The sequence below is a fragment of the Streptomyces sp. NPDC111606 genome (assembly GCF_055656945.1).
In genome coordinates this window covers 91213-111846 of the sequence record NZ_JBVKBY010000002.1, presented here as the reverse complement: position 1 = coordinate 111846, position 20634 = coordinate 91213, and the positions used below count along the sequence as shown (strand labels likewise).

Genomic DNA, 20634 nt, shown 5'->3' with positions numbered 1-20634 from the left:
GTGTGTTGTGTCCTCGTCCTGAGTGCTTACTTGGCGGCGTGAGCCAGTTCGGCGGCCTTGTCGGCCGCGCCGTCCATGGTGTCGACGCGCTGGACCAGCGGGTGGTTGGCGTCGGTGAGGATCTGCCGGCCGAGCTCGGCGTTGTTGCCGTCGAGACGGACGACAAGCGGCTTCGAGACGTTCTCGCCGCGGTCCTCGAGGAGCTTCAGGGCCTGGACGATGCCGTTGGCGACCTCGTCACAGGCGGTGATGCCACCGAAGACGTTGACGAACACGGACTTGACGTCCGGGTCGCCGAGGATGATCTCCAGACCGTTGGCCATGACCTGGGCGGAGGCGCCACCGCCGATGTCCAGGAAGTTGGCCGGCTTGACGTTGCCGTGGTTCTCACCGGCGTACGCGACGACGTCCAGGGTGCTCATGACGAGACCCGCGCCGTTGCCGATGATGCCGACCTCACCGTCGAGCTTGACGTAGTTGAGGTTCTTCTCCTTGGCGGCGGCCTCGAGCGGGTTGGCCGCGTCCTTGTCGTGGAGCTCCTCGTACTCGGGGTGGCGGAACTCGGCGTTCTCGTCGAGCGACACCTTGCCGTCGAGGGCGATGACCTCACCGGAGGCGACCTTCGCGAGCGGGTTGACCTCGACGAGGAGGGCGTCCGACTTGATGAAGGTGTCCCACAGCGTGATCAGGACGTTGACGACCTTGTCCGCGACCTCGGCCGGGAACTTGGCGGCCTCGACGATCTCGCGGGCCTTGGCCTCGTCCACGCCGTCGATGGCGTCGATCGCGATCTTGGCGACGGCCTCCGGGCGGGTGGCCGCCACCTCCTCGATCTCCATGCCGCCCTCGACGGAGGCGATGGAGAGGAAGGTGCGGTTGGCACGGTCGAGGAGGAAGGAGACGTAGTACTCCTCCAGGATCTCCGGGGCCGTCTCGGCGATCATCACCTTGTGGACCGTGTGGCCCTTGATGTCCATGCCGAGGATGTCCGTCGCGCGGGCGACGGCCTCGTCCGCGTTCGCGGCGAGCTTGACGCCACCGGCCTTGCCACGGCCGCCGACCTTCACCTGGGCCTTGACGACGGACTTGCCACCGAGACGCTCGGTGGCTGCGCGGGCCGCCTCAGGCGTGTCGATGACTTCACCGGCCAGCACCGGTACATCGTGCTTGGCGAAGAGGTCCCTCGCCTGGTACTCGAACAGGTCCACGCGCTTCCGTCCCTATCAGTGATCTCGCGGTTCGTTGGATGCGTGGGCGTGCCGCGAAGGGCAACGTGACGTCCGCTGTCACAAGGGAGGCGCACACGGTGTCCGAGCGCGCGGCATGTCCGTCTCGCAGGTTATCTCTGCTTGCAGGAGGCCCCTAAATCGAGGGTCACACCTGAGCGGTGATACCTGTCACATGATGCCGTGATCAGCGGGGATCACTGGCACGGCGTGCCGACTGTGAGGAGGACGGACGGCGGGACGGAAGGACCTCACCGGGTTGGGGTTGACCCGGTGAGGTCCCCTGAGCAGCCCGTAGGGGCACGTATGGGCCGCCCCTGTGGGCTCCGGGCAGGTGATCCCCACCCCAATGGGGATCACCCGGCCCGTCCGCGGGGTTCCGGTCGGCACAGCCGACGGCTTTCGGCCGGCCGGACCGTCTGCCCCGCGGAGTCGGTGGGGAGCGATGCGTCAGATGCGGTAGGCGCCGCCCTGGGGGAGGTCGTGCCGGACCTCGTTCCAGAGACCGCGCTGGAGGTCCTCCGCGTAATCCGGCGTGACCGACCGGCCGACCTGCTGCGCACCCGCGGCGGCGTTGCCGGCCAGCGGGCCCGCCGAGTCGCGGACCGTGCCGGTCAGGTCCTCGGCGAACGGCACGGCCTGCCCGGCGACGCCGTGCACGAAGGGGTCGACCTCGCCGACGACACCGCCCGCGAAGGGGTGGACGTCGCCGACCACGCCGTACGCCAGCGTCGTGGCGCTGCCGCCGACGCCCCGGACGACCGGCTGGACGCTGTCCACGACCGTGTCGACGACGGGCCGCACGGCACCGGTCACGCCGTACGCGAACGGCGGCACCTCCTGCGTGACGCCCTCGGCGAGGGGCACGGTCTGCCCGGCGACGCCGTGCACGAGCGGGTCGACCTCGCCGACGACACCGCCCGCGAACGGCCGGACCTCGCCGACCACGCCGTACGCCAGCCCGCTCGCATCCCCGACGGCCTGGCCCGCGACCGGCACGACACCGTGCACGGCGGTGTCGGCGACGGGCGGCAGGACCGCACCGGTGACGTCCGCGGTGACCTGGCCGACGAGACCGGTGGCGTACGGGGGTACGTCCGTGGCGGCACCCCGCACGACCGGCTGCACGTCGGCGACGGCGCCGGAGGCGATGGGCCGGACGTCGCCGACCGCGCCGTGGGCGAGGTGCTGGACGTCCCCGAGCAGGCCGTGGGCCGTCGGCTGCACGCCCTGGACGGCCCCGCCGACGACCGGATGGACCCCCTGGACGGCATCGGCGGCAACCGGCTGGACGCCCGCGACGGCCTGCCCGGCCACCGGCTGCACGTCGGCGACGACGCCGTACGCCAGCGCCGTCGCGGCGTCGACCGTGTGCCCGGCGGTCCGGTCGACCCCGGCCACGGCGCCATGGGCGACCGGGACGGTGCCGTCCACCGCCTGCCCGACGACCGGCCGCACGCCGGTTACCGCGCCGCCGGCCACCGACTGGACGCTGTCCACCGCGTTCGTGGCGACTGGCGTCACCCCGGCCGCGGTGTGCGTGGCGGCGGGGACGACGCCGGACACGGCGTGCTCGGCGGTCGGGGCGACGCCTTGGACCGCCTGGCCGGCGACGGGCAGTACGCCGTTCACGGCCTGGGTCGCGATCGGCGGGACGACCGCGTCGGCGGTCTGCGCGACGACCGGGGTGACCGTGCCGGGGACGGCGCTGACCGTGCCGACGACCCGCTGCTCGACACGGCCGACCGTGCCGCCGACCGTCCCGGTGACGTGGCTCGGCACGGCGGCGACGGAGGCCTCGGCGGCCCCCTTGACGGCGGTGGCCTTGCCGGTGGCGGTGGCCTGCGCGGCCGTCGTCTTCCCCGTGGCCCTGCGCTGGACTTCGGCTGCGGTGGCCTGGGTGACGCCTTGCGTGCCCCTCAGCTTCGTCTGGGTGGCGGCGAGCGCCTGCTCCAGCTCCGGGGCGAAGGCGGCGAGGGGGCCGAAGAGGTAGTCGATGGTGCCGGGGGCGTCGGGCGTGCCGGGGAGCTGCGGGGCGCCCTGCGATGCGTTCCTGACGTCGGTGACGGCAGCGGCGGCGCTCGCGGAGACGTGTGCCTCGGCCTGCGCGGCATCCTGCGCTGCCGCCTTGTCCGCGCGGGCGGCCTTGGCGCCGTGGATGACCTCGGCGGCGCTCCGTGCCTTGGCCTTCGTGGCGGTGGCGGCCCTGGTTTCCTGGGCGGCCGCCGGGGCCGAGACGTCGGCGTCGACGTAACGGCGCGCCTGCTCGGCGCCGCCCGTGTTCGCGGGCGCGGTCCTGGCGGTCTCGGTGACCGTGCTGGTGGCGCCGTCGGTGACGGTGTTCGTCACGTCGGAGACGACACCGTCGACTGTGTCGGTGACCGCACCGAGCAGCCCGGGGGCGCCGGCGCTGTCCGCGGCCTCAGTCGCGTCGGTGGTCGTGTCCGGTACGGAGAGAGTGGGGGCGTGCAGCTCGTCCGCGCTGGCGGCGGCCGAACCGAGCGCCCACGCGCCGGTGACACCGGCGGCTATGACGATCGAACGGCGAATGTTCTTGTTCATACGTGCGTCGGATCCCTAGATCTTGGGCTCCGAAGGCCCGGGAGGATCGGAGAGTCGAGGAACTCCGGGGCTTCGGACGGTTTGGGGACATTGCGGCACCGGCCGGCTCCGGTCGCTGATCCGGGAAGTTGAGGACCAGCGGTACCGGCTACGGCTCCGGCGGCTTCCGTCAAGGGCGGGGAAGGCCGGCCTACTGTCCTAAGCGGGGGAAACCGGAATGTCCCGGTGCCTGTCCTGGATCTCGTCCGCCTCGACGCGGGCGGCAGCGCCGGGCACCAACCGCAGCGGCGCCCGCCCGTTCAACGAGACGGCGTGCGCGTCCCCGTGCCGCGACGAGTTGTTGTCCCCCGCCGAACGGTTCCCCAGCACACCACCCGGGTGATCGACCGGCGCCTGAGGAACGGGGGCGTAACGGGAAGGCGCGGTCGTGCGCGCACCGCCGGACGTCGAGGCATGGGACGCGGCGACATCAGCGACGAACCGGGGGCCGTAGTCGACGATGACCGCTTCCCTGCCGGTACGCCCCTTGTCGCCCGGTCCGCCGACGGCCGCGGGCACCTCGGTGACCGGGTGGGGCGTCTCAGCGCCGGGCGCGGGCAATGTCTGTCCGGGCAGGGCGGGGAAGCCTGGGACGTCGGGGAAGCCGGGAAGGCCGGCGCCGGGAAGCTCTGGGAGTGGGAACTCAGGGAATTCCAGCCCCGGCCGGCTGGGCCAACTCGGCCACGCCGGCGACTCGGGCGCCGTCGGCAGCGCGGGCAGGGTCGGGAGCGACGCCAACGGCGGCATCTGTGCCTGCACCTCGGCCAACCCGCCGGTCACCGGCTCGACCACGTCCGCGACCGGCGCGACGACGCGATGACCCACGCCCTGGATGACATGCTCGGTCACGGGGCGGAGGACCTGGTCGTCGGTCGGGTGCGGGATCGCGGTGGCGGCGTTGTCGACACTGCCCTGGCCGTGGGGAGCCTGGCCGGAGGGCGGCGGGGTGCCGGGAGCCCGGTCACCCTGAGCGGGGTCACCGGGAGCCGGTGCTCCGGAAGTCGGAGCGTGGGGCGCCGGGGCACTGGAAGCGGAGGCTCCGGCAGCCGGAGCTTCGGGCGCCGGACCACTGGCAGCCGGCGGCTGCGAAGTCGGGGAGAACGGCGAAGTCGCCTGGGGCTGCGCACTTGCCGGAGGCTCCGGCGCCGCCGGGTCGGCCGCAGCGCGCGCTCCCGCTTCCGCCGGGCCGCTCACCAACCGCTCGACCGCGCCCCCGGCCGACGTCCCGGTCTCCTCACCCTCCGGCGCCGAAGCTGTGGCCCCGACGACGACGGAGGGCGCCGAGCCCGAGGACGACGAGGTGGCCGTCCCCGCCGAAACCCCGTCGGATGCGTAAGCCCGCTCTCCGCAGAGGAGCCCGATCGCGAGCACGCCGCCCACCAGCAGAGCCAGCTGCAGCGCACGCCACCCAGCCGCAGTGCGCAGGACACGCAGAGCGGCACCGGGCAACGTGGCCGGCCAAGTCAAGACGGGGAGTCCTCCCGTGCGGCGGAACGAAGTACGCGTGATGAGCAGCGAGTCGATGCGACGCGGTACGGACGAGCGGAGCGCGGCGCACCGCTGAACAGGCGTCCGATACTCGCACGGTCCTCCCGATGTTGCGCAAGTCCTCCGCTACCGATGCACCTCATGTCCCTTTTGCTGACTCAAGTCGGGCGTCACCAGGTCGACAAATCGCCAGCCATTCCGGGCTATTCGACCTTCCCGATCCCGTCCTCGGGCCCCTCCTCGCCCTCTCCTCTCAGCCCCTCCCCTCACACCATGTCCGGCACCGGTATCGGTCGCTTCTCGATGGCCGCCGCCATCACCTCCGGGAACAGGTCGGGCGTGCAGGCGAAGGCCGGTGCGCCCAGTACGGCGAGCGCGGCCGCGTGTTCCCGGTCGTACGCCGGCGCCCCCTCGTCCGACAGCGCCAGCAGCGCCACGAACTGCACCCCCGAGGCCTTCATCGCGGCGACCCGCTTGAGCATCTCGTCCCGTATACCGCCCTCGTAGAGGTCGCTGATCAGCACGACCACCGTCTCCGCGGGCCGGGTGATCTGCGACTGGCAGTACGCGAGCGCCCTGTTGATGTCCGTGCCGCCACCGAGCTGCGTGCCGAACAGGACGTCGACGGGGTCGTCGAGCTGGTCGGTGAGGTCGACGACGGAGGTGTCGAAGACGACGAGCCGCGTGCTGATGGACCGCATGGACGCCAGCACGGCCCCGAACACCGACGCGTACACCACCGACGCCGCCATCGACCCCGACTGGTCGATGCAGAGAACGACCTCCTTCTTCACGGACTGCGACGCCCGCCCGTACCCGATGAGCCGCTCCGGCACGATCGTCCGGTACTCGGGGAGGTAGTGCTTGAGGTTGGCCGCGATCGTGCGGTTCCAGTCGATGTCGTGGTGGCGCGGCCGGTTGATGCGGGCACTGCGGTCCAGAGCGCCGGCGAGGGTGGCCCGCGTGCGGGTGGCGAGCCGCTTCTCCAGGTCCTCGACGACCTTGCGCACGACGGCCCTTGCCGTCTCCTTCGTCGTCTCCGGCATCGCCCTGTTGAGCGAGAGCAACGTGCCGACGAGGTGCACGTCCGCCTCCACCGCCTCCAGCATCTCCGGCTCCAGCAGCAGCGTGGACAGCCCGAGCCGGTCGATGGCGTCCCGCTGCATGACCTGTACGACGGAGGACGGGAAGTACGTACGGATGTCCCCGAGCCACCGCGCCACGGACGGCGCCGACGCCCCGAGTCCCGCCGAACGGTCCTTCCCCGCCGACGACTTGTCCCCCTTGCCGTAGAGAGCGGTGAGCGCCCCGTCCATCGCGGCGTCCTTCCCGGAGAGCGCGCACCCGGTGCCGTCGGCATTGTCACCGCCCAGCACCATCCGCCACCGCCGCAGCCGCTCTCGGGCCGGATCCATCGCCTCGGTCGTCATCGGCACACTCCCTCACGAGGCCGCTCCCACAGCGGCATCACCGGCACGGTCGTGGTCGTGCGCCGCCCCTGCGCCGCGAACCCGTGCAGCTGCCCGACAGCGCCCACCGCTCCGACGCGCTCCCTCGGCTCCGTCACTCCGCCAGTCGTCATCCCGTAGCCCCCACCAGCTTGTTCGCGCCGACGTCGCCCTCGGCGTCCTCTTCCGCCCGATCCAGTCCCAGCAGCAACCGCACCACCGGCACCACGGCATCCGCTCGCTCGACATCGAGCTCGGCACCGAAGCCGGGTATGCCGGACCCGCCGGCCTGCCTGCTCCCCCGTTCCCCCGGCCCCCGCCGGACCAGCTCACCCAAGGTTCGCCGCACCCCGGCCTCATACGCCGAGAACGTCCGCCTCAGCAGCGGCAGTACGTCCGTGAAAGCCTCCGCCGACACGCCCGTCAGCCACGTATCGACCAGCCCGAGCAGCCGCTCGTCGTGGACCAGCAGCATCCCGCCGCCGGACCCACCTCCCACGAACCCCTCGATCCACGCGGCCGCGTCCCCCGGCGGCGTCCCCGGCGACAACGCGAGCCCCATCAGCCGCGCCGCTTCCTCCTGCACCAACTCCCCGTCATCCAGGAGCAGCCGCACGGCACGCCCCCTGATGACGCCGGGCACGGTGTCCCGCACGGACAGGACCCGAAGCACCCCGTGCCAACGATTGCGCAGGTCGCCGTGTCCGAGCGCGGCCGAGTCGCCCGGAGTGGTACCGGGCCCGACCGCGACGCCCTCGCCCTCGCCCTCGCCCCGCGCCGACGCCACCGCGTCGCCCAACAACCCCACCGCTCCATGCACCGCGTCCACATGGCGCCGCATCTCCTCGGCGGCATCCGCGTCCAGCGCGCCACAGGCCGGGGGCAGGCCGACGAAGATGCGCTCGGCGAGCCCCGCAGCGACCTCTGTGAGTGCCCTGGTGTCCGTGCCCCGCACATCGCCGTACCGCAGCGACCGCACCAGCGCGGGCAGCGCCTGGGCGAGATGGCCGACGTCGGCGTCGAGAGCCGCCCGATCGGCCAGGATCCGCATCACCACAGGCAGCGCGTCCGGCAGTTCGGCCAGCAGGCAGCGCTCGGCGAGTGCGGTGACGTCGGCGAGCCCCTGCGCGGCGACGGCGTCCGCCTCCGCCTTGGCGGTGGCCGCCGCGAACACGGTGGTCCCCCACACCCCCGCCTCCGCGATCCGCACGGACAGCTCGGGCTCCCACCGCAGCCGCCACGTCTCCCGGAACGTCCCCGTACTCCCCCGCGACGCGACCGGCTCACCCCACTCCACGCCGAGCAGTCGCAGCCGATGGAGCAGCCTGCTGCGCTCGGCGTCGTTCTCCTTGCGCAGGTCGAGCTCCAACTCCCGCTCCAACGCCTCCGGTTTGAGCCGCAGCCGCCGCTGCATCCGGTCGAGGTCCCGCTGCAACGGCACCGTCGGCGCCGACCGCGGCACCTCCCCCAGCACGTCCCCCACGACCAGCCGGTCGCGCACCAACGCGAGCGGCACGTCCGAGCCCTCGCACATCACCGCCCGCACCGCGTCGGTCATCTCGCCCAGTCCCGGCAACGGGCGTCCGCGCATCGCCGCCAGCGTCTCCGCCAGCCGCACGGCCTCGATGACGTGCGCCGAGGACACGATTTGGTCCTCGTCCCGCAGCAGCCCGGCCACCTTGGTCAGCCACCGCTCGACCGGCCGGTCCGGTACGCCGAAAAGGTGCCCGTACCACCCCGGAGAGTCGATCCCCGCCCCGTAACCACTGGCCCGGGCCAACCGCCGGTTCGTCCACGGCACCCACGTCATATCGGTCTTGACCTTGGGCAGCCCCTTCAGCAGCGCCTTGTCGGCGGCCACGGTGCTCTTCTGCCGCAACGCGGGCACGTGCCACGCCCCGCAGACCACGGCCACATCGTCCGCGAACTCCCGCTGTGCGGCTCGTACTTGGAGCCGCATATACGCCTCCCGCACGAGGTCCCGCTCATGCCCCCCGCTCCCGTACGCCTCTCGCAACGCCCCCATGGCCTCCTCGAGCCCGAGAAACGGCGCGAACGCATCCCCGTCTGCCACCCCCCGGTGCTCGACGACGTCCTCCCACCACCGCTCGGGATCGTCGTAACCAGCGGCATCGGCGAGCACGGCGAGAGGGTCGACCCGGACATCGGCACCGGGACCGGGACCGGGGCCAGGACCGTCGGCGCCGGAGCCAGGGCCGACGACGAGACCGGCGCCGCTCCCGTCGGCCTGCTCCCCGTCAGGCTCATCGGCCCCCCGGTCGGCCGGCCCGGGTGCCGAGCCCGCCTGGTCGTCGGCCGACACCAGCCCACCGTCCTTGTCGGCGGGCGTCGGCCCCCCGTCCTCATCGACACCCGCCGACTCCTCATCCCTCCCCCACGCCAACGTGTGCGTAGCCGGCAAGTCGATGAAGCGGGCCGGCACCTCGTGCTCCAAGGCCCAGCGGATCGCGACCCACTCCGGGGAGAACTCGGCCATCGGCCAGAAGGCCGAGCGGCCGGGCTCGTCCACGGCGTGGGCAAGGAGGGCGACCGGCGGTCGCATGTCCTCGTCACCGGCGAGCGCGATCAGGGCATCGGCCTCCGGCGGCCCTTCGATCAGCACGACCCGAGGCTGCGCCGCGTCCAACGCCGCCCGCACCGTCCGCGCCGACCCGGGGCCGTGATGCCGCACGCCGAGCAGCAGCGGCCCGACAGCCCGCCCCTCGCCACCGGACCTGTCCACGCCAGTCACACCGTCCCCCTCGGTCCCCAACTGTCCGACACCGCCGCCGCCCGCACCGCCACGCCCGCCGACCGCCCGTCCGCGCTCAGCTCCCGACGCATCTCGTCACCCCTCACAGCACCATCCCCGTCTCCTGCACAGCCGCCGGACGACGCCGACGACCGCACCCTCCCCGCCCCACCCGTCGCACCACCGCCTGGCGCCACCCCGGCCACCCCCATCCCCCGAATCCGCCGCATCCCCCTAATCCGCCGCCACGGACCCGCCCGACTTGGGCCCACCGCTCGGGCGACCCCACCCAAGGTCGTCCTCGTTCACACGCTCACCTCCCGGCACGCCCGGTAGAAGTCCGTCCAGCCGTCCCGCTCACGCACGACCGCCTCCAGGTACTCCTGCCAGACGACCCGGTCCGCCGCCGGATCGCGGACCACGGCGCCGAGGATGCCCGCGGCGACATCGCCGGAGCGCAGCACTCCGTCACCGAAGTGGGCGGCCAGGGCGAGGCCGTTGGTGACGACGGAGATCGCCTCGGCCGTCGACAGCGTGCCGCTCGGCGACTTCAGCTTCGTGCGGCCGTCGGCGGTCACCCCGTCGCGCAGCTCGCGGAAGACAGTCACGACACGGCGGATCTCGTCGATGCCGTCGGGCGCGGCCGGCAGATCGAGCGAGCGGCCGATCTGGTCGACGCGCCGGGAGACGATGTCCACCTCGGCATCGACGCTCTCCGGCAGCGGCAGCACGACCGTGTTGAAGCGGCGGCGCAGAGCGCTGGACAGGTCGTTGACCCCGCGGTCGCGGTCGTTGGCCGTGGCGATGAGGTTGAAGCCGCGAACCGCCTGCACCTCCTGGCCCAACTCCGGTATCGGCAGCGTCTTCTCCGACAGGATCGTGATCAGGGTGTCCTGCACGTCCGCCGGAATTCGGGTCAGCTCCTCGACGCGCGCAGTCATCCCCTCCGCCATGGCCCGCATGACGGGGCTGGGCACGAGGGCGTCACGGCTCGGGCCGTGCGCGAGCAGCTGTGCGTAGTTCCAGCCGTAGCGGATCGCCTCCTCCGGCGTGCCCGCCGTGCCCTGCACCAGCAGCGTCGAGTCGCCGCTGACCGCCGCGGCGAGGTGCTCGGAGACCCACGTCTTCGCGGTGCCGGGCACACCGAGCAGGAGCAGGGCGCGGTCCGTGGCGAGCGTGGTGACGGCGACCTCGACGATGCGGCGCGGGCCCACGTACTTCGGTGTGATCACCGTGCCGTCCGGCAGCGTGCCGCCGAGCAGATAGGTGGCCACCGCCCACGGCGACAGTTTCCAGCGGGTCGGACGCGGGCGGTCGTCCTGCTCGGCCAGCGCGGCGAGTTCATGGGCGAAGGCGTTCTCGGCGTGCGGTCGCAACACCTCGGCCGCTTCCGTCTTCCCCGCTTCGACGGATTTCGGTTCTACGGAAACAGACATGGCAAAGTCCCCCTCCAGCTCGGCCGGTTCAGCCGTTTCGGATCTGGCATCCACGTTGCACCACGCCACTGACAACGCGTTCCGACCTGCGCAAACGCACCCGCAGAGCCACTCGCGGGTCGTCCGCCCCGGCCGATTGTCAGTGGTGGGATCTACCTTCGATGGCATGACTCAGCAGGGGGTGCGCTGGACCGCGGACCAGGTGCTGGCACTGGCACCTGACGCCGCATCACGCAAAGCGGGAAGCAAACTCGGCGCGGCAGGACCGTGGTCCGAGGCGGGGAGTTCCGACGAGGGGACGGTGTGGGGGCTGTGCAAGGGCAGTGGCAGCAAGCCGTATCAGACGGTCATCGACATCGCGGACGCGTCCGGGCCCGCGTACAAGTGCAGTTGTCCGAGCCGGAAGTTCCCATGCAAGCACGCGCTCGGGCTGCTGCTGCTCTGGGCGGGCGGAGAAGGTGCGGTGCCGCCGGCGCAGCAGCCGCCGGACTGGGCGGAGGAGTGGATAAAGGGGAGAAGGCAGCGCGCGGACGAGAAGCGGACGGCGGGCGCCTCCGGTTCCTCGACGGCGTCGGCTGACCCGGAGGCGGCGCGGCGTCGTGCGGAGCGCCGGGCCGTGCGCGTCACGGCGGGGGCGACGGAGCTGGAGCAGCGCCTGGCGGACCTGCTGCGCGGCGGCCTGGCCGGCGCGGAACAGGCGGGGTACGGGATGTGGGAGGAGACAGCGGCCCGCATGGTCGACGCGCAGGCTCCCGGACTGGCCGCGCGGGTAAGGGAACTGGGTACGATCCCGGCGTCGGGCCCCGGCTGGCCGGTGCGTCTGCTGGAGGAGTGCTCGCTTCTCCACCTCCTCGACCAGGGCTGGCTGCGCCGAGAGCGGCTGCCCGACGCCCTGGGGGACACGGTCCGCTCCCGCATCGGCCTGCCCGCCTCGGCGGACGGCCCGCCCGTCCGTGACCGCTGGCTGGTCCTCGCCCAGTACGACACGGCGGACACGAAGCTGACGACGCGCCGGATATGGCTGCACGGCGCCGAGTCGGGCCGCACGGCACTGCTCCTCTCCTATGGCGCCGCCGGCCGCGCCCCGGAGCTGGCGCTGCCGGTGGGGCTGGCCCTGGAGGCGGAGGTGTCGGCGTACCCGGGTGCCGGGCAGCTGCGGGCGGCCCTGGGCGAGCAGTTCGCACCGCCCGCGCCCGCAGCAATACGGCCGCCGGGCGTGACGACGACCGAGGCGACCGCCCGTTACGGCGCGGCGCTCCGTGACGACCCATGGCTGGACTCCGTCCCGGTGACCTTGGACCGGGTCGTACCGACGCCGGACGGCGACTCGTGGCAACTGGCCGATGCCGACACGGACTCGGCCCTGCCACTCACGCCGGCCGCCCGTGCCCGTCCGGGCTTTTGGCGCCTGGTCGCGCTGTCGGGCGGCGCGCCGGTCAAGGTGTTCGGCGAGTGCGGCCACCGCGGCTTCACCCCGCTGACGGCCTGGCCGCAGGGGCAGGGAGAGGCGGTGCAGCTGTGCTGAGCGGCACCGGATCCGCCCACCCACCCCAGCTGCAGCCCCAGCCCCAGCCCCAGCCCCAGGGGCATCCGACCCCAAGGCTCCCGTCACCGCTCCACGGCACCCAGCACGAAGGCAGAGAGGAACGACCCTGATGAACAGCCCCTCGGTTCCCGTGGACTCGCCACCGAGCGCCTGGGAGGAACTCGTCACCGCGGCGCTCCTCGGCACGGACCGGCGTACGCCTCCCGGCTCCGCACCGGGCCAGGAAGCACCGCTGGCACTGCTCGACACGGCGGCCGTGGAGACCGTACGACGGCGTGCCGGGATGCGGCCGACCCCGGCAGCGCAGCGGCCACGGCCGGCCCCCGAGGACCCTCGCCCCGCACTGCCCTCGGCTGCGGCCCGCAGGCTGGGGATGCTGCTCACCGACCGTCCCGGCGTCGGCGGCGGCCGCAGAGGCACGGCCCCGGACCTCATGGAGCTGCTGCCCCAGTGGCTCGCGACGGCGAACGACCGCGGTTTCGCGCCGCCCCCGCAGTTGCTGCCCGCGCTGCTGGACGCGGCGCGGGGCCGGACGGACCTTCGACCGGCGGCCCTGACGTTCGCCGGCCCGCGGGCGGTGTGGCTCGCCCGGCTGAACCCGGACTGGCGCTTCGCCCTGCGCGCGACCCCGGGTGGCGGCGCGGCACTCCCGCACCTGGACAACCCCGCCGAGGTCCAGCAGCTCTGGCAGGAGGGACTGTTCGCCGAGCGGGTTGCCCTGCTCTCCGCGATACGCGCGGGTGAGCCCGCCGCCGCCCGTGAGCTGCTGACCACGACGTGGGCGACGGAGCGGGCCGAGGACCGGCTGATGTTCCTGGACTCGCTGCGCAGTGGTCTGGGCCCTCAGGACGAGCCGTTCCTGGAGCAGGCGCTGGCCGACCGGAGCCGCAATGTCCGGGCGACGGCGGCGGAGTTGCTGTCGGCGCTGCCGGATTCGGCACTCGCGGCGCGAATGGCAGTGCGGGCCGGGACATGCGTGGCCCTCGATCACACAGGCGAGGCCCCGACGGTCACCGTGGAGGCACCGCACGAGTGCGACGCGGGTATGGAGCGCGACGGCGTCGTGGCCAAGGCTCCGGCGGGCCGGGGTGAACGGTCATGGTGGTTCGGCCAGTTGGTGGAGGCGACGCCGCTCGGCACGTGGCCGGGGCGGCTGGGCGGACGTACGCCTCAGGAGATCGTGGCGTTGCCGGTGGCGGACGACTGGCAGGGCGAGCTGCACGCGGCGTGGTGCCGGGCGGCGGTGCGCCAGCGGGACGGCGAGTGGGCGAGGGCACTCCTCGGGTCGCCCTCGGCCCCCGAAGCCGGCGGCCCGGGTGCGGTGTCCCTGGCTGAGCGCGCGAAGCTGCTCGGCACGCTGGGTTCCGCCGAACGGGCCGAATGGGTCGGCGGGTTCATCGCGACGCATGGCCTGTCCGAGGCGTTTCAGCTGCTCGGAGTCTGCGCCGTGCCCTGGGCCGAGCCGCTCGGGCGGGCGGTGGTCGACGCGCTCAACATCGCGCGGGACGCGGGGAGTTATCCATGGAGTTTCAGCGGAGTGATGGGCCTGGCCGAGCGCTGCCTCGACCCGACCGAGGCAAGCCGCCTCGACGGCCTGCTGGCGGTACCGGACGAGCCGGAGGACGCGTCACCGGGGGCGGGGGGTTACTGGGCGGAGGCGTTTCAGCGGCTGGTCACGACGTTGCGGTTGCGGGCGGCCATGATCGAGGAGCTGACGCCGTGCGGCCCGTCCGGGGGCATCCCCTCTGGGGGAGTTTGAGGACAAGGCCCGTTCAGTGCCGAAGCCGGGGGTGGGGGGGCGGCAGCCCTCAGGGGCAGCCACCCGATCACCGTCGAGTCCCCCGCACCGAGCAGCGCCCTACGCTCCCGCGGGCTGTCGGACGTTCGCCCGCACCCAGTCCACGATCGCGTGAGTCGTCGCCCCCGGCGTGAAGATCTCCGCGACACCCTTCTCCTTCAGCGGGGGGATGTCCGCCTCGGGGATGATCCCGCCTCCGAAGATCAGGATGTCCGCCGCATCGCGCTCCTTGAGGAGTTCGATCACGGCGGCGAAGAGGGTGTTGTGGGCGCCGGAGAGGATGGACAGACCGATCGCGTCGGCGTCCTCCTGGATCGCGGTGTCGACGATCTGCTCGGGAGTCTGGTGGAGCCCGGTGTAGATGACCTCCATACCGGCGTCGCGCAGCGCCCGCGCGATCACCTTGGCCCCTCGATCATGGCCGTCGAGCCCAGGCTTGGCCACCACCACGCGGATCGGACCGGCTGCCACACCCATCACTGCCTCCATGAAGCGACTACATCCATCCGTACCGACAAGCACCGCTCACATATGAGTTATGCCGCACTGGCCGCACATGTCATACATGGTGCGCGTATCGCACTTTTCCGCCGCTCACAGCGCCGGACGCACCCTCACGGCACGGACGTCCCGGGCCACACCGCCCGAGCAAGTAAACGAACGTTATCTCCAGCATCCCGCAACCGGCAGTTTCGCGGTGCAGAGCGAGGGGGAAATCACACGGTGGGACACGTTCGCCGCGCACCGTTCCGTATCTCTGCGGCACACGCGCCGCAGCGGTCTGCGGTACACGCGTCGCAGCGGGACCAAGCGCAACGGGAGCCGCAACGAGGTCGCCGCACCACCGCGCCGCAGGCCGCGCGACGTGGCGATGCGGCGCATCGACGCTGGCACGAAGGGCACGTAGGGCAGGTAAGGCACGACAGCGGGGAGCCTCGTCGCCACACCGGCAGGGAGCCCCGTCAGGTCATCGGTGCACCATGGCCGACCCGACCGACCACTTCTCGCGCCTCGCTCACCCCACGCGCCTTCCTCATGCCTCGCCGGCCACCTCCACCGCGGCTTCCCATGAGGGCACACGGGGGCCGGAGCCGTCCTCCTGCGTGCCACAAGGAGGTCGGCCATGAAGGTCACCGGGGTAGTACTCCCCTTTCTCCCGCTCTGCCGACGCCTGCTCCCGAGCAGACTCGCCGGCCTCTCCCTGGCCCTGCTGAAGGCGACCGCCCTCGAGCTGGCGATCCTTGCCGGACACGTGCTGCTGTACCCCTCCGGCATCGCACAGGAGCGCCGGCCCGGCCCGCAGCTCCCCGGGCAGGAGCCCGCCCAGCTGCCGACGGAGACCAATCCCCCCGTCGTCCTGCTGCACGGCTTCATCGACAACCGCTCCGTCTTCGTCCTGCTGCGGCGCAGCCTGGCCCAGCACGGCAGGCACCAGGTCGAGTCGCTCAACTACTCCCCGCTGACCTGCGACATCCGCACCGCCGCCGAACTGCTCGGCCGGCACATAGAGCAGATCTGCGAGCGCACCGGCAGCAGGCAGGTGGACGTCGTCGGGCACAGCCTCGGCGGGCTGATAGCGCGCTACTACGTGCAGCGTCTCGGCGGCGACCTCAGGGTCCGCACCCTCGTCACACTCGGCACGCCGCACTCCGGCACCCGTGTCGTCCCGCTGGCGAACGCGCACCCGATCGTGCGTCAGATGCGCCCCGGCTCACCGGTCCTCGAGGAGCTGGCCCGGCCCGCGCCCGGCTGCCGTACCCACTTCGTGAGTTTCTGGAGCGATCTCGACCACCTGATGGACCCGCTGGAGACGGCCTGCATCGACCACCCGGACCTGATGGCGCAGAACGTCCGCGTCACCGGCATCGGGCACCTCGCCCTGCCCGTGCACCCCGCCGTGGCGACCGGGATCCGGCAGGCCCTCGACACCGCACGAACCGGAGCCGAGGCCACCGCCCAGGCCGGCGGCCTGACAGTGGCGTAACCCTCCCGCACCATCCCGCCGGCCTCGCCCGACCATCACCCGACAGCCACCCGACGCGCTGATCGCACTCGCCATACGGCCTCAGGACAGCTGACCAAACGTCGAACAATCTTCGAACACAAGGCCAAACTCACGCCCGCAGTCCGCCAAAACACGGCCGAATGCCCGTTTCCTGCGCGCGCGAAACCTGCCGAAGATTGTCGTGCCCGCATACCGCCGGGTACAGTCGCCGCACTGCTCTGGCAGCCCCTGTTGTCGAGGCGAGAGAGAAGTTGGTGGACGATCGTCACCCGTCGGGGACCATGACCTCCCCGACCTCGGCTTCCGATGCCGCCTCGGCGCATTACGCGTCGTACGGTGCCCAGGAAGCCCACTACGGTGACTCCACCACGTACGGCACCTACGACGCCACCGGATTTGGCGCCACCGGGCATACCACCACGACCTTCGACGCAGACCCCCTGTTCGGCAGCCTTCCCGGCGAGAACACGGGCACGTACGACACCACGCAGTGGTCCACGGGCAGCCACCACACCGTGAACTACGACGCCTACGCGGCCCAGCACCACGCCGCCTACGACACCGGCGCGTACGACACCACCGCCTGGACGACCGACCACGAGCGGCTCGCCTTCGTCCCCCAGCAGGCCAACGGCCACGACGCCTCGGGGCAGTGGGACGCGAACGCCTGGCTCCAGCCCGATCAGTCCGGCGCCCCGGCCGACCAGACCCAGAACTGGGAATGGGGCACCCAGGCGTACGACACGGGCGCGTACGACGCCACGCAATGGAACTCCGACGGCGGCATCGACACCGGCACGCAGGCGATCGACGAGTACGAGCACTCAGCAGAATCCTTCGATCAGCAGGCGACCGCGCACTTCGAGCATCTGGACCCGACGGCGTACGACGCCCCCGCCGAGGGCGACGCCGAGTTGACCGCCACCGGCGAACTCCCCGCCGTGACGCCCCTCCTGGACGACCAGGAGGAGACCGCTCCGGCACCCTCCCCGCGCGCCGCCTCCCGCAGCGGGGCCCGCTCCCGCCGCCGCACGCCCCCCAAGCGCTCCGCGCTGCTGACGGTCGCTGTGCCCTCGGCGTGTGTGATGGGTGTCGCGGGAATCGCCGCCGCCTCCGTCGGCAGCCTCACCGACGACAAGGAAGCGTCCTCCACGCTGGCCTCGGACACCGAGGCCGTGAAGCCGTCCACGGCGAACAACAAGCTGGACACCCAGCTCGAGAGTCTCTCCGCCGGCGCCGACGACTTCGCCGACCGGGCCAGCCGCACGCAGGAGCGCATCGACCTCAAGGCCCAGCAGGTGGCCGAGAAGAAGAAGGCCGCCGAGGAGGCGGCCCGCAAGGAGCGGCTGCGCCCCAAGTTCGCGGTTCCGGTCGCGCAGCACGGCCTGAGCGCCTATTTCGGCCAGTCCGGCATCAACTGGATGTCCATCCACAGCGGCATCGACTTCCCCGTCTCGTACGGCACGACGGTGATGGCCGCGACCGACGGCACCGTCCGCACGCAGTGGAACAGCGCCTACGGCAACATGATGATCGTGACCGCGAAGGACGGCACGGAGACGTGGTACTGCCACCTCTCCAGCTACCGCGTCGCCTCCGGTACGACGGTGAAGGCCGGCGACCCGATCGCGTACTCCGGCAACTCCGGCAACTCGACCGGCCCGCACCTGCACTTCGAGGTGCGACCGGGCGGCGGCTCGGCGATAGACCCACTGTCCTGGCTGCGCAGCCACGGCCTCGACCCGTCGTAAGCAGCCCGACCAACACCTTCGGCACCGCCGACTGCCTTGTGCGCTCAGCGCCCCCGCTCCTCAAGACCTCAGCGGGGGCGCACGCTTGTCTGCGCTACAGCTTCTCCACCGGCGCATACCGCAGCAGCAACCGCTTCGGCTTGGTGTCCCCGAAGTCGATCGTCGCCTCGGCGTTCCCGCCCGTGCCCTTGACCGCCGTCACGGTGCCGAGCCCGAACTGGTCGTGCGTGACCCGGTCCCCGACCGCCAGCTGGACGACCGGCTTCTCCGAGGTCCGCCGGGTGGCGAACCCGGACGCCCCCGACGCGGAGGAGCGCGAGCGGGACGAGGACAGCGAGGCCGCAACGCCGGCCGCCGGACCGGACGACACGGGCGCGGTCGCCCCCGTCCGCTTCCAGTCCACGTGCGCCGCCGGGATCTCCTCCAGGAAGCGGGACGGCGGGTTGTACGAAGGCTGCCCCCACGCACTCCGCAGCGACGAGCGCGTCAGATACAGCCGCTCACGCGCGCGCGTGATGCCGACGTACGCGAGCCGCCGCTCCTCCTCCAGTTCCTTGGCCTGACCGAGGGCGCGCATGTGCGGGAAGACGCCGTCCTCCATGCCGGTGAGGAAGACGACCGGGAACTCCAGGCCCTTGGCCGTGTGCAGGGTCATCAGGGTGATGACGCCGGAGCCGTCCTCCTCCTCGTCCGGAATCTGGTCGGAGTCGGCGACGAGCGCGACCCGCTCCAGGAAGGCCGCGAGCCCGACGGTGGCCTCACCCTCAGCCGACTCCTGCTCGAACTCCAGGGCCACGGCCGCGAGTTCCTGAAGGTTCTCGATCCGGGTCTCGTCCTGAGGGTCGGTGGAGGCCTGCAACTCGGCCAGGTACCCGGTCCGTTCGAGGACCGCCTCCAGAACGGTCGCCGGCCCCACGCCCGACTCGACGATCGTACGGAGCTCCTCCATCAGCGTGTTGAACCGCCTGACGGCGTTCGTCGACCGCGCGGCCATGCCGTACGCCTCGTCGACCCGCCGCAGTGCCTGCGGGAAGCTGATCTTCTCCCGCTGTGCAAGCGCGTCGATCATCGCCTCGGCGCGATCGCCGATGCCCCGCTTCGGGACGTTCAGAATCCGCCGCAGCGGCACGGAGTCCTCGGGGTTGGCGAGCACGCGCAGGTAGGCCAGGACGTCCCGGACCTCCTTGCGCTCGTAGAACCGAACCCCGCCGACGACCTTGTAGGGCAGGCCGACGCGGATGAAGATCTCTTCGAAGACACGGGACTGGGCGTTCGTCCGGTAGAAGACGGCGACATCACCGGCCTTCGCATCGCCCGCGTCCGTCAGTCGGTCTATTTCCTCGGCGACGAACTGCGCCTCGTCGTGCTCGGTGTCCGCGACATAGCCGGTGATGCGCGCGCCCGCGCCCGCGTTGGTCCACAGGTTCTTGGGGCGCCGGGACTCGTTGCGCTCGATGACCGCGTTGGCGGCGGTCAGGATCGTCTGGCTGGAGCGGTAGTTCTGCTCCAGCAGGATCGTCGTCGCGTCCGGGTAGTCCTCCTCGAACTGGAGGATGTTGCGGATGGTGGCGCCCCGGAAGGCGTAGATCGACTGGTCGGCGTCACCCACCACGCACAGCTCGGCGGGCGGGATGTCGGAGTCGCTCGGCGGCACGTCGACGGGGTGCTCACTGGTACCGACGAGCTCGCGCACCAGGGCGTACTGCGCGTGGTTGGTGTCCTGGTACTCGTCCACCAGCACATGCCGGAACCGCCGACGGTAGTGCTCGGCGACGTCCGGGAAGGCGCGCAGCAGATTGACCGTCGTCATGATCAGGTCGTCGAAGTCGAGGGCGTTGGCCTCCCGCAACCGCGACTGGTACAGGGCGTACGCCTGCGCGAGGGTCTTCTCGAAGCCGTCCGTCGCCTGGGCGGCGAAGTCCTCCTCGTCGATCAGCTCGTTCTTCAGATTGCTGATCTTGGCGCTGAAGGACTTGGGCGGAAAACGCTTGGGGTCGAGATCCAGATCACGACATACCAGCGCCATCAGCCGCTTGCTGTCGGCAGCGTCGTAGATCGAGAACGACGAGGTGAACCCGAGCTTCTTGCTCTCCCTGCGCAGGATGCGGACGCACGCGCTGTGGAAGGTCATCACCCACATCGCGTTCGCGCGCGGGCCGACGAGCTGCTCGACACGCTCCTTCATCTCACCCGCGGCCTTGTTGGTGAAGGTGATCGCGAGGATCTGCCCCGGATGCACATTCCGCTCAGCCAACAGGTGCGCGATGCGATGGGTGAGCACACGCGTCTTGCCGGACCCGGCTCCGGCCACGATGAGCAGCGGGCCGCCGGAGTGGACGACGGCCGCACGCTGGTTCTCGTTCAGCCCCTCCAGCAGCGCGGCCGCGTCGAGGGCCGGGCGCGGGGCGCCGTCGCGGTAGTACTCGTCCCGGTCCGGCGGCATGTCGAACTTCCCGCCGAACAGATCGTCCGGAACCGGCTCCGGAGCGTGATCGTCCTCGGGCGGCGGCGGAGGTTCGCCCGCATGGGCCCGCGGGGCCTGGAGGTCCGCCAGGAAGCTGTCGTCAAAGAGGCTGCTCATCG

12 protein-coding genes are annotated in these 20634 nt (G+C 71.9%); 4 read left to right on the top strand and 8 right to left on the bottom strand.

Translation table 11 applies throughout. The features are described from left to right. Nucleotides 1–26 precede the first annotated feature (26 nt). The 6 genes from sucC to ACZ7M7_RS08355 all read right to left on the bottom strand — a co-directional run bounded on the left by sucC (nucleotide 27) and on the right by ACZ7M7_RS08355 (nucleotide 10951). On the bottom strand, nucleotides 27–1208 hold the full coding sequence (gene sucC / locus ACZ7M7_RS08380; protein ID WP_383611816.1) for an ADP-forming succinate--CoA ligase subunit beta: 1182 nt from the start codon (nucleotides 1206–1208) through the stop codon (nucleotides 27–29). 468 nt (nucleotides 1209–1676) lie between these two features. Beyond that, the gene (locus ACZ7M7_RS08375; protein ID WP_472114167.1) at nucleotides 1677–3788 is read right to left on the bottom strand and encodes a hypothetical protein; all 2112 of its coding nucleotides are present in this window, start codon (nucleotides 3786–3788) and stop codon (nucleotides 1677–1679) included. Between the two features lie 198 nt (nucleotides 3789–3986). Next, nucleotides 3987–4676 (bottom strand): hypothetical protein, encoded by a 690-nt coding sequence (locus ACZ7M7_RS08370; RefSeq protein WP_472114164.1) that lies wholly within the window; start codon nucleotides 4674–4676, stop codon nucleotides 3987–3989. Between the two features lie 905 nt (nucleotides 4677–5581). Further along, on the bottom strand, nucleotides 5582–6745 hold the full coding sequence (locus ACZ7M7_RS08365) for a vWA domain-containing protein (protein ID WP_472114161.1): 1164 nt from the start codon (nucleotides 6743–6745) through the stop codon (nucleotides 5582–5584). Nucleotides 6746–6893: 148 nt separating this feature from the next. After that, on the bottom strand, nucleotides 6894–9515 hold the full coding sequence (locus ACZ7M7_RS08360) for a DUF5682 family protein (RefSeq protein ID WP_472114158.1): 2622 nt from the start codon (nucleotides 9513–9515) through the stop codon (nucleotides 6894–6896). Between the two features lie 305 nt (nucleotides 9516–9820). Then, nucleotides 9821–10951 carry an ATP-binding protein gene (locus ACZ7M7_RS08355; protein ID WP_383611833.1) on the bottom strand — a complete coding sequence of 377 codons (1131 nt, stop codon included), beginning with the start codon at nucleotides 10949–10951 and terminating at the stop codon, nucleotides 9821–9823. 166 nt (nucleotides 10952–11117) lie between these two features. On the opposite strand from ACZ7M7_RS08355, the gene ACZ7M7_RS08350 reads away from it, so the two are divergent. Both ACZ7M7_RS08350 and ACZ7M7_RS08345 read left to right on the top strand, forming a co-directional pair. Then, on the top strand, nucleotides 11118–12476 hold the full coding sequence (locus ACZ7M7_RS08350) for an SWIM zinc finger family protein (protein WP_472114155.1): 1359 nt from the start codon (nucleotides 11118–11120) through the stop codon (nucleotides 12474–12476). A gap of 130 nt (nucleotides 12477–12606) precedes the next feature. After that, the gene (locus ACZ7M7_RS08345) at nucleotides 12607–14256 is read left to right on the top strand and encodes a DUF5691 domain-containing protein (protein WP_472114152.1); all 1650 of its coding nucleotides are present in this window, start codon (nucleotides 12607–12609) and stop codon (nucleotides 14254–14256) included. A gap of 99 nt (nucleotides 14257–14355) precedes the next feature. Here ACZ7M7_RS08345 and ACZ7M7_RS08340 read toward each other — a convergent pair whose 3' ends face one another. Further along, entirely contained in the window at nucleotides 14356–14772 is a 417-nt protein-coding gene (locus ACZ7M7_RS08340) for a cobalamin B12-binding domain-containing protein (RefSeq protein WP_383612044.1), read from the bottom strand. 646 nt (nucleotides 14773–15418) lie between these two features. Here ACZ7M7_RS08340 and ACZ7M7_RS08335 point away from each other — a divergent pair. Together ACZ7M7_RS08335 and ACZ7M7_RS08330 are read left to right on the top strand one after the other, a co-directional pair. After that, entirely contained in the window at nucleotides 15419–16279 is an 861-nt protein-coding gene (locus ACZ7M7_RS08335) for an esterase/lipase family protein (RefSeq protein ID WP_472114150.1), read from the top strand. Between the two features lie 302 nt (nucleotides 16280–16581). Next, on the top strand, nucleotides 16582–18051 hold the full coding sequence (locus tag ACZ7M7_RS08330; protein WP_472114148.1) for a M23 family metallopeptidase: 1470 nt from the start codon (nucleotides 16582–16584) through the stop codon (nucleotides 18049–18051). Nucleotides 18052–18145: 94 nt separating this feature from the next. Here ACZ7M7_RS08330 and pcrA read toward each other — a convergent pair whose 3' ends face one another. Next, the gene (gene pcrA / locus ACZ7M7_RS08325) at nucleotides 18146–20632 is read right to left on the bottom strand and encodes a DNA helicase PcrA (RefSeq protein ID WP_472114145.1); all 2487 of its coding nucleotides are present in this window, start codon (nucleotides 20630–20632) and stop codon (nucleotides 18146–18148) included. Nucleotides 20633–20634: the final 2 nt, after the last annotated feature.